At 66.3% G+C, this 13,759-nt stretch carries 13 protein-coding genes; all 13 read right to left on the reverse strand.

The genetic code is table 11. The features are described from left to right. Positions 1 to 2: 2 nt before the first annotated feature. The 13 genes from NGK70_RS09135 to NGK70_RS09195 all read right to left on the reverse strand — a co-directional run bounded on the left by NGK70_RS09135 (position 3) and on the right by NGK70_RS09195 (position 13,707). Entirely contained in the window at positions 3 to 1,352 is a 1,350-nt protein-coding gene (locus NGK70_RS09135; RefSeq protein WP_251972930.1) for a TIGR02270 family protein, read from the reverse strand. Between the two features lie 178 nt (positions 1,353 to 1,530). Continuing rightward, positions 1,531 to 1,968, reverse strand: a complete 438-nt coding sequence (locus NGK70_RS09140; RefSeq protein WP_251972931.1) for a hypothetical protein — start codon at positions 1,966 to 1,968, stop codon at positions 1,531 to 1,533. A 388-nt stretch (positions 1,969 to 2,356) separates the two neighbouring features. Then, positions 2,357 to 3,043, reverse strand: a complete 687-nt coding sequence (locus NGK70_RS09145; protein WP_251972932.1) for a hypothetical protein — start codon at positions 3,041 to 3,043, stop codon at positions 2,357 to 2,359. A gap of 44 nt (positions 3,044 to 3,087) precedes the next feature. Then, positions 3,088 to 4,632, reverse strand: coding sequence for a caspase family protein (locus NGK70_RS09150; RefSeq protein WP_251972933.1), 1,545 nt, complete (start codon positions 4,630 to 4,632; stop codon positions 3,088 to 3,090). A 39-nt stretch (positions 4,633 to 4,671) separates the two neighbouring features. Further along, entirely contained in the window at positions 4,672 to 5,532 is an 861-nt protein-coding gene (locus NGK70_RS09155) for a hypothetical protein (protein WP_251972934.1), read from the reverse strand. 101 nt (positions 5,533 to 5,633) lie between these two features. After that, on the reverse strand, positions 5,634 to 6,320 hold the full coding sequence (locus NGK70_RS09160) for a hypothetical protein (RefSeq protein WP_251972935.1): 687 nt from the start codon (positions 6,318 to 6,320) through the stop codon (positions 5,634 to 5,636). After that, positions 6,317 to 6,847 carry a hypothetical protein gene (locus NGK70_RS09165; RefSeq protein ID WP_251972936.1) on the reverse strand — a complete coding sequence of 177 codons (531 nt, stop codon included), beginning with the start codon at positions 6,845 to 6,847 and terminating at the stop codon, positions 6,317 to 6,319. Before NGK70_RS09165 ends, NGK70_RS09160 begins: the two co-directional genes overlap by 4 nt. A 356-nt stretch (positions 6,848 to 7,203) precedes the next feature. After that, positions 7,204 to 7,857, reverse strand: coding sequence for a hypothetical protein (locus NGK70_RS09170; RefSeq protein ID WP_251972937.1), 654 nt, complete (start codon positions 7,855 to 7,857; stop codon positions 7,204 to 7,206). 13 nt (positions 7,858 to 7,870) lie between these two features. Then, the gene (locus NGK70_RS09175) at positions 7,871 to 8,761 is read right to left on the reverse strand and encodes a DUF4150 domain-containing protein (protein WP_251972938.1); all 891 of its coding nucleotides are present in this window, start codon (positions 8,759 to 8,761) and stop codon (positions 7,871 to 7,873) included. 2 nt (positions 8,762 to 8,763) lie between these two features. After that, entirely contained in the window at positions 8,764 to 9,714 is a 951-nt protein-coding gene (locus NGK70_RS09180; protein WP_251972939.1) for a beta-ketoacyl synthase N-terminal-like domain-containing protein, read from the reverse strand. A 124-nt stretch (positions 9,715 to 9,838) separates the two neighbouring features. Beyond that, positions 9,839 to 10,891 carry a DUF2169 family type VI secretion system accessory protein gene (locus NGK70_RS09185; protein WP_251972940.1) on the reverse strand — a complete coding sequence of 351 codons (1,053 nt, stop codon included), beginning with the start codon at positions 10,889 to 10,891 and terminating at the stop codon, positions 9,839 to 9,841. Between the two features lie 16 nt (positions 10,892 to 10,907). Continuing rightward, positions 10,908 to 11,441, reverse strand: a complete 534-nt coding sequence (locus NGK70_RS09190) for a DUF6484 domain-containing protein (protein ID WP_251972941.1) — start codon at positions 11,439 to 11,441, stop codon at positions 10,908 to 10,910. Between the two features lie 10 nt (positions 11,442 to 11,451). Beyond that, positions 11,452 to 13,707 carry a type VI secretion system Vgr family protein gene (locus NGK70_RS09195; RefSeq protein ID WP_251972942.1) on the reverse strand — a complete coding sequence of 752 codons (2,256 nt, stop codon included), beginning with the start codon at positions 13,705 to 13,707 and terminating at the stop codon, positions 11,452 to 11,454. Positions 13,708 to 13,759 lie beyond the last annotated feature (52 nt).

A 13,759-nucleotide genomic window follows, 5' to 3' on the forward strand; every position in this document is an offset into this window, starting at 1 on the left:
CTTCAATGGGCCGTTGCCTGCAGCCAGCGCTGCTGGCGCCGCGTGGGCGCCGCGGTCGGGAATAGCGCCTGCTCACCCGGTGCCAGCAGGGCACGCCACTGCGCCGCGTCCGTGCGCTGGCGCTGCATGCCCTCGCGCAGGACGGTCAGTGCATGTGTGGGCGAGGGTGGCTGCCCCAGGAAGAAGCGCTGCCCGGCCGGGAAATTGCCCTGGTGCTGTTCCCACCAGCCCTGCACCCGCGCGGCATCGGGCCAGGGCAGGCTTTCATCCTCATCCAGCGCCACGTGGTCATCGGCCGGGTCCTCGGTCGGGCCGCCATAGCGGCCGTCGCCCGCGTCCTCCGGCGGCTTGCGCTCCAGGTCCAGCCCGGCCAGATCGGCCCCGGTGATCGCCGTGAACGCCTCGCCCGCCAGCCGGCTCACGCTCAGGTCGGCCATCTGCTGGATCAGCCAGGGGATGACATGCGGATCGCCCACGACGCCGCAGCGCTGAATCAGCCGCCGCCGTGCCATGGCCGCCGCGGGCGTCGTTTCACGTGAGCGCGCCGCCCAGTAGCGCAGGTGGGCGCGGGCGCGCTCCAGGTCCAGCGCCTTCAGCGCCCACGTGGCCGCAGCGTCACTGTGCGGGCCGACGCCCTCGGCCACGTTGGCCAGGGCATCCAGCGCCACACCGTGCTGGCCCAGCAGCAGCGCCGAGCGGGCCGACCAGAACAGCGCCGCCGCGCTGGCCGGGTCGCTGGCGGATGTTGCAGCCGAGCCGGTCTGCAGCGCAAGTTGCAGCGCCGCCTCCACCTGCGGCAGCACGTCCTGCCGGCCCACCTCGCCTGCCACGCGCAGGGCTCGCAAGCGCAGCCGCTCATCCTTGGCGCCCAGCGCCGCCACCAGCGCAGCCCCGGGGTCGACCCGGTGCATCGCACAGGCCGCCAACCCGGTGGCCTGCCGCAGCGCGTCGCCACTGGCCAGCAGGTCTCGGATCGTGCCCCGCAGCGCATCGGCCGGCACCCAGCCGAAGGCACTCAGCAGCCCGCGCTCGGCCGCCGGCTCGGCCGCAGCCAGGGCAAACAGCCGCTGCAGCCCGGCCTCGTCACGCGACTCCAGCGCCTGCACCGCCAGCGCGAACACCGGCCCGGCAGTCGGTGACTCCAGCGCCTGCCGGCACAGCTGCAGGCCGAAGTCCCCCGCGACCGCGATCCCGTCCAGGTGCGCCGCAATGCGCTCATCGAGCCGGCCCAGCTGGTGCAGCTTCACATGCGGCGCACGCACCAGCACCGAGCGCACATGGCGCAGGTGGGCGGCCTCCTCGACGTGCTGGGAGACGATGGCCGGGATGGGGGGGCGGCTGAAGGCTGGCATGGTTATCCGGGCATCGCGCTGTGTGCGCCAGGGTTGACGCTCTGAGCGTCCGGCCTCGGCGGTCGTATGCAGGCACGAGGAGTCTGACTCAATCACCATCCATTTGAACCAGGCCAATGGTCCTGCAGGCCCATCCGGACGGCCGTGGGGGGATCACCTTTCTTCCGATGGAATCCGTTCACAGCGACCGGCTTAAATCCACCTCAGCTGGGCCAGCCACTTGCGGATCGGTCACAGCCCAGAAATCGCTGGCAACGTTGAAAGGTGCAGCCAATTGCGCCAGTTCAATCCTTCTGGCGTTGGAGTGGTACACCGTGAGTGTGCGATCCTGAGGGCACACCGCATCGGGTGAGCTGCTCTGGAAATCAGGATTCGGGACGGTCAGATGTTCACTGTAGTCCCAGTCGTACCGATCGATGGCCTGGGACTGCCAAGAAGCAAACAGAATCCTGCGTCGACTGGCCGCCATGGATTGACACGACACCGTCACTTGGCTGTGCATCTGGAACCCCCTCAGCGCGGTCAGCAGGTCGCGTTCCTCGGCGGTGCCCTGTGTCTGGATGCGAACGAGATCCATGATGCCATTGCCAATCTCGACGAGACTCTCGTAGTCCATGACGATCGGCCTACTCCCATCCCAATGCTGAAACCCGCTCAGACCCTGCAGTCGTGGTATGACGCCTGCCCACCGCTCGCCGCGGGGTGTTCTGGCTCGCTGACTGGTTAGGAATACGGCACGTTGGTATCTGAGGACTTCAAGTACATATCGACTGGTCTGAAGATGGCGTGGCGGAGAAAATCGATAGGTCGATTGCGGATCACGATTGTCGAGCCAGTGCCTTAGAAATACCGATGCCAGAGGCTCTTGACCATTCACGGTTTCTCGCGCAATTCGGTCGGCTAGCCTTCGATACCAGCTCGCGACGCGAGCCGGTGCAAGGCCTGCAAGATGGTCGGTCATGGACATTCTCCGGCTCGGTGGGCATTACAAACTAAAAACCAGCTCAGTCTGCCCCGGAATGGGTGCAGATCCACATCGCAAATCCGTCCATGTCAAACGAAGGTGGCTCGATGGATGCGGACATTCGATTGCTGACGGTGATCCTGATATCGCTTTTCCCGTTCGGTAGGGTCATGTCCATTCCATAGAGCGCCCCGCCGGGGCCGAATCCAAACGTCCTGCGCTTGGCACGCAGGCAAATCGTCGGATAGTCGGCTACGGCGCCAGGGTCGGCTGCCAAGTCCGAAAGTTTTTGCCGTTCGTATGTTGGCGCATCAATGAATCGCCCGGCTGGGACCGCCTCGACGACGACAAGGTAGTGGTACTTGGGGTCGGGGCTGTCGAGTTGAAAGACGAATCGCTCTTCGCCGGGTGGTTCGGCCCGTTCGCCGCGGACCGCTCTCCAGTTGCCTGTAGGCCGAAAGAACTGCCACACCTCGTGGCTCGCAAACCAACGCGACAGCGCGACTCCATCAGCGTTGAACTGCGTGCCATGGGATTGCTGGGCGCAGGCCGTCAACCCCAGCGTGCCCAGCCAACAGGCCGCGAATGCCGCCAGCAGGGTGGCTGCGTTGCGCAATGCCTTCCTGGCGGACCCCATGAGACACGAGGCCAGCGAGCCGTACGCGTGGTTGGGGTCTGCGGTGGCGCAGCGCATTCGATCGACGTTGATGTCGTTGTTTGCATTCATTGGACGTCTGTCGAACTCAGGTTGGGTTGAGCGCTTTCATCGACTCAATGGGTGCAGATGGCCTCGAAGAGCTGCACGGCCCATTCACCCGCCTGCCGCTGCACCAGTTCACCCACTGCGCCGGACACATCGCGGCCGGCATAGGTTTCGTTCCTCACCACCCGGCTGGGCAGCACGGGACCCCGCGGGCCAGCCAGCTCCAGCACCGAAGTGACCGACACTTCCTTCAGACCCGAGGACCAGTCCAGGCCGACCTGCGTGCTGGCGCTGCCGCGCACTCTGTACTCCGACGTGCCCTGACTCACCACCCGCACCCCGGCCTCGCGCAGGAACGCGGCGAGCGCTGGGCCCAGAATCGCTCCCCGGGCCGATTCGCCGACCTGCAGCTGCACCCGCGCGCGGCGCCGCTCAGGTGGGCAGGGCATGTCCGCCAGGGCCCGGCGCGCCGCGCTGACGCGGCCGGCGCTGCTCTGGCGGTCCAGCTGCGCCTCGGCGGCCGAGAAGGAGAAGCCTGCGCCCGGTGCTGCCGGCGTGCCAGGTGGGGGTGGCCTGCTGCCGGGCCGATCGGCCTCCGGCGTGCGGGTCGATGACGTGGCGGTGGCAGCCGCCAGCCGGGCTTGGGCCTGATCGGCATAGGCGCCCTGCGGGTACTTCTCCAGGTAGGCCCGATAGCCCGACGCCGTCCCCGCGCCGGCGATGACGTCCCACAGTTCCTTCTCACTGAGCCCGCGCTGCCCGGCCGCACCGGTCGGCGCCGCGCCACCGGCGGCGCCCGCGAAGAAGAAGGCCCCTTCCAGCGAGGTGCTCTCCCAGGGGATCTGCCGCCCGCCAGATTCCTGCTTCACCGCCACGCGGGTGCGCTTGAACACCTCCTCGATAGGCAGCCCCAGTACCGCCATCTGCCGCAGCAGGTGGCTGGTGTACAGGCCGTTGGCGCCCCGGCCGTCTTCCGCGGTGGCACCCGGTGCGGTCGCGAAGGCCACCAGCGAGCCCGACGGCGCGTCCATCTGCGCCAGGCCACCCCCGCTGCTGGCCGAGCGCAGGCCGCGGGCGAAGGGGTTGTTGCGGCAGGCATCCAGGATCACGATGTTCAGCGGGTTGCGCGCCGCCTCCATCTTCTCCAGCACCAGGCCCACGTCCAGCGCCTTGTAGGGCACCTCGTCCTCGCGCTCGATCTGCGCATCGACCGGGATCAGGAAATTGCGCCCCTTGACCTGCACGCCATGCCCGGCGAAGTAGAACAGCCCGACACCGCCGCGCAGGGCATCACCGAAGGAACGGACGGCCTGGAACATCTGCTGCTGCGTGCCGTCCTGGACCCGGATCACGTGGAAGCCCAACTGCTCCAGCTGCTGCGCCATGGCCTTGGCATCGTTGCCTGGATTGCTGAGCGGGGCGTTGCGGTACGCCGCATTGCCGATCACCAGTGCCACGCGCGCCGGTGCCTGCGTCCCGGCAGCGCTCGCCTGCCCTGCCAGGCCTGCGAGCATCAGGCCGAACAGCCAGGGCAGCAGCAGCCGGCGGGCGAGCAACAACGCACGCTGGACGGCAACCCCTGTCGCGACCCGCGAATCGAAGCCGAATGTCATCTGCAGGTCCGGATACCGGCGTGCATGGGCTGAACCCGGCTACTTGTGCCTGGCGTCCACCTCGGTGACGCACTTCTGCACCAGGTACTGCACCATCGTGTCCAGGGTCACCAGATCGGCCGAACCGCTCTTGATGCCCAGGAAACTCGACGACTGCCGGCTCGTGCTCATGCGCTCCTCGAAGTAGCCGGTCGCCACCTGCTCCGTGGTGGCCGCATCGAGGATCTTGTAGCGCATGCCGATCAGCCAGGCCTTGGCCTGCTCGGCCGTACGGGTCGAATCGGCGGCCACACCGCCGAGCTGCCCAGCCTTGCTGCCACCGGCCACGATGTCGATGACCTTGCCAACGGTGCTGCCGTCGAAGCCCGAACTGGATTCGGTCACCGGCTCGGCCTTCAGCACATCGAACTTGACGATCCACCGCGTCGACTGCAGTTGCCCCCGGTCAAACAGCCGGCGCGCCTGCGCCTCGTTGCCCAGCGCATAGGCGGTCTGCATCTCCCGCACCATCGAACCCAATGCCGCCCGCTCCAACACGGTGAAGTTGGCCCGGCCCAGTTCCAATTCGCCGAAGTCGGCGATGTTGTTGGGCGAGATGCGGAAGCTGGTGTGCGCACTCTTGATCTCGCCCGGCAGCACGATCACGCGCGGCCCCTTCCTGGCCGCATTGACGTACTCGGCGGGGCGGTAAGTGGAGCTTTCTGCCCGCGCGGCAGCGTTTTGCCCCGAGGCGGTGGCCGGCCGGTTCGAGCCGAACACGCCGCTGCCCTGGCTGCTGGACGAGGCGCAGCCGACGAGCAGTGCGGCAAACCCGAGCAGCACCGATGCCGCGGCAGTCTGCAGATGCCGCCGGGCGCAGGCGATGACGGGGGAGGATGAAGGGATGGGGGCAGCGCTCATGGTGGTGGATGCCGATGGACCGGCCCTCACTGTCCACCGGCCCGGGCCGGTCGGACAGGGCCGAAGGTCATGGTCGGCCCCTCCGGTGCTGCGGCGCCTCGTCAGGACAGCAGCTTCGCCATCAGCTGGACACGGCTCATCGCCGCCACCTGCTTGCGGCCGCCGACACACCAGTACCGGCGGCCCGCCGGGTTATTCCAGGCCTGGTTGACCGCGACGTTGAACATCAGGATCGAGTGGAACACCCCCGCCGCCGTCACCAGTGCCAGCACGTTCGCTGCGGCCACGGGTGCGCCGCCGAGGCGGTTCTGCAGCGTGCCGATCTCACCGGGCGTCCAGGCCCCGGCCGGGTTGAACGCGGTGGCATCCGCCGGCAGTTGCTGGGCCAGTTGTCGCTTGACGACCTGATTGATGGCTGGCTGGCCGTCGATGGTGCCCACATGCAGGGCGCTTGGCACCCCACCGAACGTGCCGCGCACGATCAGGCAGCCGCTCATGTAGCCGGTCAGGATGTCGCCGCCGCCCACCGGCCGCTGGGCCGTGCGCCCGGGCGCGTAGTCGAGCCACACATGGGGCACCGGCGCCCCCATCGCCAGGCCGAGCACCGCCGCCGCATGGGCGGCCAGGAGGGCCGGGTCGACCACCGCCGCGTGCCCGTCCAGCCCGTCGTAGGACATCGGGTTGGCCAGCATGACACTGGGCACGATCGATCCATCCGTGGGCCCGACCGCATCGTTCGGCTTGGTCCACAGGAAGCGGACGCCGGGCCTGAAGTACTGCTCGATCATGCTTGCTCCTTCGCCAGGAAACCGACGTTGAGGTCCGCCTGCCGCGACTGCAGGCAGCGCTGAAAGTAGGCCACCAGGTCCCGTGTCGTGCCGTCCACGTTCGGGTTGCGCGTCAGCACGCCGACCTCGGTGGCCGCGAACACCTTGTTGGCCTTCGAGACGGGCGCGCCGATCGAGAACGACACGGCACCCACCGCATTAGCCACAAAGATCCCCGACAGCGCCCGCCAGGCGATGAAGCCGTTCTCCGCCCAGGGTTGCAGCGCATCGATGGCCTGCACCCAGGCCAGCAGGTTCGGATGCGGCATGCCCGGCCCTGTCAGTGTGGCCAGCACCTCCGGCAGGATCTGCTTGGATGCCAGTTGGGGATCGCTCTGCTTGTGCATGAGGATCTCCTTCCAGATCGGCCGGAAGAAGGCCCCGGCGTACAGGAGCGTCGCCCCCGGCCGCGCGCGGATGCGAGCGCGCAGGTCAGGGTGCGTGCGCAGGTAGACCAGCAAGTCCCGCGTCGGTGCCAGCAGTGCCATGGGATGGACCTCCGGGGCGCGATGGTGGGGACGCGCGGGGGTGGGGGATAGGGACGAAGGTCATGTGGGGCGGCAGGGTGATGTGTGTTCTGGGTCTTAGCAAAAAAGCAAGACCTGACCCCGTTCTTCCCTGACCCCGTTCTTCCCTGGACGTTCTGGGGAGGGGGTGAATACGTACCTGGTGACTACACCAATTGGTCGTCGGGCTGGACTGGATGCCCTGGAGACCCGCATTGGCCGCTGCCTGGCGTCGATCGCCTTGTGCGCCGCGCTCGTGCCGGCACCGCTCGCAGTCGGCGGGAAATGAATTTCGCAGGGCCGACTAGTTATCAGGAGGTGTGAAGATGACCGACTTTTCAGATTGCCAGTGTCCTTAGCCATCGATTTCGGCGAAAGTCGACGTTATCAATGGCTGACTGAACCAGCGATGACGCTTCGCCTGGATCGTACGGACGTGACGGATCGAGCAACTCTCGCGGTATTGGACCACCATCTTCGTTGTCCGCGTCACGCTCGCAGTGCAGCAGCAGGCGCTCAACAACCACGTTCCGCCATGTCAGGAAGGTTGTGGTATTTCCGAGTACATGCATAGCGATGCTGGCAGCGAACGCTCCGTTCTGTGCTGGAGAACCAAACTCGGCCAAGATGATGGTGTTGAGGACCGTCATCAAACACAGGTTGACCGGACCTCGGATCGGACCTTTCCATTCGTTGTCTTCCGTCTCGGTAGGCACTGCGTCTCGAAATCCGAAGACGTATACCCAAAACGCTTCGAGGTACTCAACGCTTTCTGCCAGATGATCCCCGGGAGGCAACGCGCCCACCACCCACTCAGCACAACCTAGGGAAAATGCCGTGATGGCGCAGTTCGAAGTGCGCGTCAACTTGGCCTTCAGTTCCGGATCGGGCAGAGCGATCTTGGCGTACGGATCCCAGTCGTCCCAGCGGTCGCTGGACAAAGGCCGTACACGCCCAAATCTGTGTACATACGGCGGAAATTCGTAGCTCATTATCGGTGCTCCGTTAAGGGCATTCAACCACATTCAGACCGGCTGCCTTCGCGCAATCTATCAGTGCACGGCAGTCGGGACATATTGGTTCCCCTACTACTTTCAGATACAAGGTTCCTGTCGGGGCTCCCGGAGCGGTCTGCTTGAAAATATCTTCGATAATCCTCGACTCGGCGTGCCCCTCCTTCGGTCTACCTTGTTTCGAATACCCGAATCCATTGGGATGATCTGGGCACTTTACATTCGAAGGCTGGCCCCGTTTGATTCCCCTTGAAAAGCCGCTGTATTTCCCGCCAATCACAATCTGAGAAGGACGTAAAGCACCTCCGCTGACTCCAATCGCAATCGGAGCGATCATTTCGTTTGGGGCAGCGTGGTACTTCGCGCCCGCCACAACGTAGCTATCTTCCTTTACATGCTCTGGGAGTCTTTCGTTCGCCGCAGTTGCAGCACTCGTCGCTACATCGCACCCTGGAGGCATCGGCGCTATCGGGCTCTGTATGTTCCCCGACAAATCTGCCGCATTCTCATGATTCTGAAACTTCTTGTCCGTCAACCGGCAAGCATTGCTTCCATCCATCTTCACGTCGAAGGAATACAGGATCCACGTACTCTCCTTCATGAAGGTCGATGACTTGACGCCACCTGCCACGCCCGCGTTGTCGCCGTTGCTCAGGCTGAACTCGCTGCCCTTGGTGGCGATCATCATGCCGCCGTCGGCCTTGACCGTCGTGGTGCCCTTGTCCAGGGTGGCCGATTGGCTGATGTTGGGATAGGGAATCGGCACCGGCCCGCCCGGCGAGGGGGTCTTGCAGACGTCGGGGATGGTCGCGATAGAGATGCCGTTGCTGCCCTTGTGGACCAGCGAGTTTGCGACTCCGTTGACCTTAACGGTGACCGGCATGGTCAGGCTCTCCTGGCCGCAGGCGTGGCGCAGGCCAACACGGCTGCCGCGCGCTCGCCCATCTCGGCGCTGGCCCATGCGAATGCGTAGGGGCCACGCGCATAGTGCTTCTGTGCCGCCGCGCAGGCAAGCACAAGGTGAAGGGGGCCGCTGGCTGCGGACACGTCGCCCCAAGTGTCTGCCGGTGCGATGAAGTCCGACGCGGACTCGAAGTGCTCCTTGGTCCGCAGTGCCGTGAACCCGAATTCGTCGGCACGGTACGGCTCACCGTTCATGTCGCAATAGATGTCGCTGACCTGGGCTCCAGGTGGCAGCGCCGCGAGTGCCTCTCGAAATGCCGCCGTCAGTCCTTCACCGATGCACACCGTTTCGGTCTTGATGCGCTTGGGCTCATGCGACGCACCCACTGCGAGCACGCGGGCCAGCGGTGGCAGGTCGAGCGAGGAGGCCATGCCCTCGCTCACCAGCAACAGGGCGCCCGCCCCTTCACCGGGGATGAAACCCCAGGCATTGTTCAGCGGTCCGGCGCCGTGCAACTGGTCGCACTGCTCCAGCCATTCCAGCGTTTCGGGCTCGATCCAGCTGTCGACACCGGCGACGATGCAACCGTCCAGGCCGCCGCTGCGCAGCTTGGCCGTGGCGGCCCGCAGGCCCAGCAGGCCTGCGGCGTGGCCGTTCTCGAACGCAGCGACACCCTGCAGCGCGCGGCCGTAGCGCTCACGGATTCGGGCGAGCAGATCGCTCGTCAGCGTCTCTGCCAGTCCCGGTCGGGCGCTTGGCAGACCGAGCGCCAGCGCCCAGCGCCGGGGATCCGTTGACCGCTCGCCCAGCGTCTCCAACGCCTCGTCGATGGCCGGGAAGAGCAGGGCTTCGAAACGGTCGGCACCCGTCACGCCAATGTCGATCCAGGGCGCGATCGCTGCGCGCATCGGCTCCCCCGCGGTGTCGATCATGTACGGGTGCTGCGTGAAGCCGCCGATGCCGGCTCGCACGGCTGCGGCGCTGGACCAAGCGGTTCGGCCCACCGGGGTGCAGGCGCCGATGCCAACGATGTAGACCGCTTCGTCCATCGGCCGCCTAGGCGAGCTCGAACTCGTCGTCTTCGACCACGGGCGCACCGGTGCTCAGGTCGGTCTTCAGTGAGATCACGGTGCGTTCGAGCTTCTGTACCTTGAAGTGGCACGGCAGCGCGCTGTGCCAGACCAGCGACACGCGTGGGAAATCCGGTTCCAGGATCACCGTGTGCAGGTTCTTGCGTTGATGGACCTCCCGGCTGCCGTCATAGAAGCGGGTCTCGAAGCCCAGGTACAGCTTGGGCAGCGTGAATCGCAGGTCCTGGCCGGGTGTCAAGCGCAGCAGCACCACCGGCTCGCCGCCGCGCAGCCACTGGGGGGCCTGCTGATCGGCCGGGGCGCTCTGGAAGTAGCGGTCGTCCAGATCCTCGGCCAGCAGAGGCTGGCGGGTCTTCATCCAGTGGTCGTCGTAGGTGCCGGCCAGGCCGACACGCGGCTGCCAGTGGCTGGCGATGACGCCGAAGCCGGCCGGTTCGGGCTGATCACGCCACGAGCCGATCAGCTCCTTGGGGTGCTCGACATTCGGCAATGGCGCGTCATCGGCATGGGCACTGGCGATGGCGTAGCCGGTCCCGACCGGATTGCGCCATTCCCAGTCCTTCTCGGGCGTCTTCGACTTGGTGTCGACGCCCCCGAAGGCGCGCTCGTAGACCAGCGGCATGCGCTCGAAGGGCTCGGGTTCCGTGGCGCCGAAGGGACCCCAACGCCGGTTGCCGAAGACACGCAGCACCTTCTGCACCGGGCCCACCTTGAAGCCGACATCGGTCTGGGTCACCGCGCGACCGGGCGGTGCACAGGCATGGCCGACGACGATCACGTCGGTGGTCTTCTTGGTCAGGACGAGGTCGGCGTCATATCGGATGCTGCTCTGACCGGGTTCGCCGTGGTGCTCGGGCAGGCGCAGGACGGGCGGCTGCACCTTGGAGACCTGGGTCGAGCCATCCGCCAGGATGTCGAAGGTCGCCTTCACCGCCACCAGCCAGATTTCGGCGCCGTCGCGGTCACGCACCCAGCCGCGTTCGGCGGCGAAGGGGGTGCGGTTGTCGAGCATCCACATGGCCGGGCCAGGTTCGTCAGTTGATGTCGATCGCCGCGCCCTTGATCTTGTTGTAGCCGGTGGACCGGCTCAAGATGTAGTTGCCGCGGATGATGACCTTGCCTGCACAGGTGAGCGTGATGCTGGCGTCACCGCACTTCAGGACGATTTCGCGCTCGGCCTCGATCACCTGGCGTTCACCATCGGCCTGGACCGAGGCTGGCATCGGTTTGGCGGCGGGCTCATCGAGAAGCGCGTTGGGCTCGATCACTCCCACGATCACCGGCTTGCCCGCGTCTGCGTTCTCGAAGATGACCAGCACCTCACGGCCGAGCATCGTGCGACGAAGGGGGACCGTGGTGCGCGCTGGCAGCAAGCCGCCTGGCGTGGCAGGGAGGGCTGCCACGACTGGCTGATCCAGGAGGTCAAAGCCATGGAGTCGGCCGATCGCGGGTGCGAGCATGGCCTTGGCTTGGAGCGTGGTGGGCTGCTGCTGCAGCCGCTCGAAGGCGCTGGCTGCCGGCGACGGATCTGTCGTCAGGAGTTCGACGGGAACCTCGTTCGGCTTCATCTCACGGCCCTCAATTCACCCCGACCTTGCTGCCCTTGATCACCACATCCCCGCTCGCCTTCACGTTGATCTTTCCCGAGCCGTCGAGCGTGATGTCCTTGCCCTTGATGGTGATCGTGCCGTCCTTCTTCATCGTGATGCTGGCGCTGCCGGTCTTGATGGTGACGGAGTCGCCGGCGTCGATGACGAGGTTCTTGCCGACCTTGAGGGCGTCGTCGTTGGTGACCGAGGCGCTGCGGCCCTTGCCCACGCTGGTGGACTGGTCGCCGCCGACCTGGATGCTGCGGTTGGAGCCGACGTTGGTGCTCTGATTGGCGCCGATGTCGTTGCTCTGGTTCGCACCGACGCTGGTGGACTGGTTGGCGCCCACGGTGATGGTCTGCGCTGCGCCCACCGCCACCACCTGCGCGGCGCCGATGGCGATTTCCTGCGCCGCGCCGATGGCGATCGACTCGTTGACGCCCACGGCGTGGGTGCGTTGCAGCGCCACGGTGGCGGTCTCGCTGGCGCCGACCGTGATGCTGCGGTTGGCGCCGATGCTGATCGTTTCGTTGGCGCCCACCGACTCGGTCCGGTTCACCCCGATGGTGATGGTCTCGTTGCTACCGACCGACTCGGTGCGATCCACGCCAATCGTGATCGTCTCGTTGTTGCCCACCGTCTCGGTGCGGTCGTGCTTGACCTGCGTCGTCTCGTCGTGGTCGATGGTCTTGCTGCGGTCGTGGCCGACCCAGTGGGTTTCGTCGTTCTCGACCTCGATGTCCTGGTTCTTCTCGGCGTGGATCCAGAGTTGCTCCGCGCCGGACTTGTCCTCGAAGCGGATGGCGTTGGCCTTGTCGTAGGCGCCGCCCTTGCTGCTGCGCGTGAGGATGCCGCTCTGCGTGGCGTTGGCGGGCAGGTCCCAGGGCGGCATCTGCTCGGCGTTGTAGATGCGGCCGGTGATGAGCGGCTGGTCGGGGTCGCCTTCGAGGAAGTCGACCACCACCTCCTGGCCGATGCGGGGGATGTGGATGGCGCCGTAGTTCTTACCTGCCCAGGGGTGCGAGACGCGTACCCAGCAGGAGCTCTTCTCGTCCTTCTTGCCGTAGCGGTCCCAGTGGAACTGCACCTTCACGCGGCCGTATTTGTCGGTGAAGATCTCCTCGCCGCCGGGGCCGACCACCAGGGCGGTCTGCGGGCCCTGCACGAAGGGCTTGGGGGTGCGGCGGCTGGGGCGGAACTGCTGCTCGGCCGGGATGGCGGAGAAGTCGCAATGGAAGCCGCCCGCGCTGGATCCGGACTGGTCGCCTTCCACCTGCGCGTGCACGCTCAGGCCGGTGATGAGGTACTTGGCGTTCTGGTCGTCGCGGGGGTGGTTGAGCATCGAGACGGTGTGGCCCACCGCCAGGTTGTGGGCGTCACTGCTGCCGTGCAGCAGCTGGAACCGCGCCTGCATCTCGTCGACACGGTCCTCGGCCCACTGGCTGCCGTCGGCGCTCTGGACGTAGTCGCCCTGGAAGTCGAACAGCTCGTAGTCGGCCAGTTCGTGGCCGCGGGCCTTGGCGTTTTCCACCTGCAGGCTGGTGGAGGGGCGCTCGAAGTCGTAGCTGGTCAGCACCACCTTGCCGGTGCGGACCTCGCGGCTGAAGGTCCACTGGCTGATGATCGGCAGGCCGCTGGCGCGCTGGCCGCCGTTCTCGTAGTAGGGCAGGGCCTCGGGCGCGGGCACCGGGTCGTGGGCGCTGGCCGAATCCACCAGGATGAGCTTGTGTGCGCCGTCGCTGTGCTCGAAGTACCAGTAGATGCCCTCATGCTCCAGCAGCCGGGCGACGAAGTTGAAGTCGCTCTCGCGGTACTGCACGCAGTACACCCAGGGCTTGTAGCTGCGAAAGAGCTTGAACTCGAAGTCGGCGATGGCGTGGTCCTGGAACACCTTCTTGACGATGTCCGGCACCGTCTGTTCCTGGAAGATGCGGCAGTCCGACGTGCGGGTGAGGAACCACAACCACGGGCGCACCGTGGCCTGCCAGCCGTGATACCGGCCGCGGCTGGAGCCCAGTCCGAAGCGGGTGACGTAGCCATGGAACGGGCGCGTGCCGCCTTCGGGCAGCGCCACCTTCACCAGCACCGGCTTGCCCAGCAGGGCCTCGGGCTTGAGGTCGGCCTTGGGGCTGAGCAGGCCCAATTGCATCTCGCCCAGCATGCTCAGCCCGGCCGTGACGCTCATCGACTCGAAGCGCAGCACGTCGTCGGGCAACGGGGAGCTCAGCGTGATGGGCGGGGGCATGAGGCGGGCGGGCGGCGTTGACAGCGTTCAGGTGGACGATAGGCAGGCACCG

The organism is Sphaerotilus microaerophilus, from assembly GCF_023734135.1.
Taxonomy (GTDB): Bacteria; Pseudomonadota; Gammaproteobacteria; order Burkholderiales; family Burkholderiaceae_C; genus Sphaerotilus; species Sphaerotilus microaerophilus.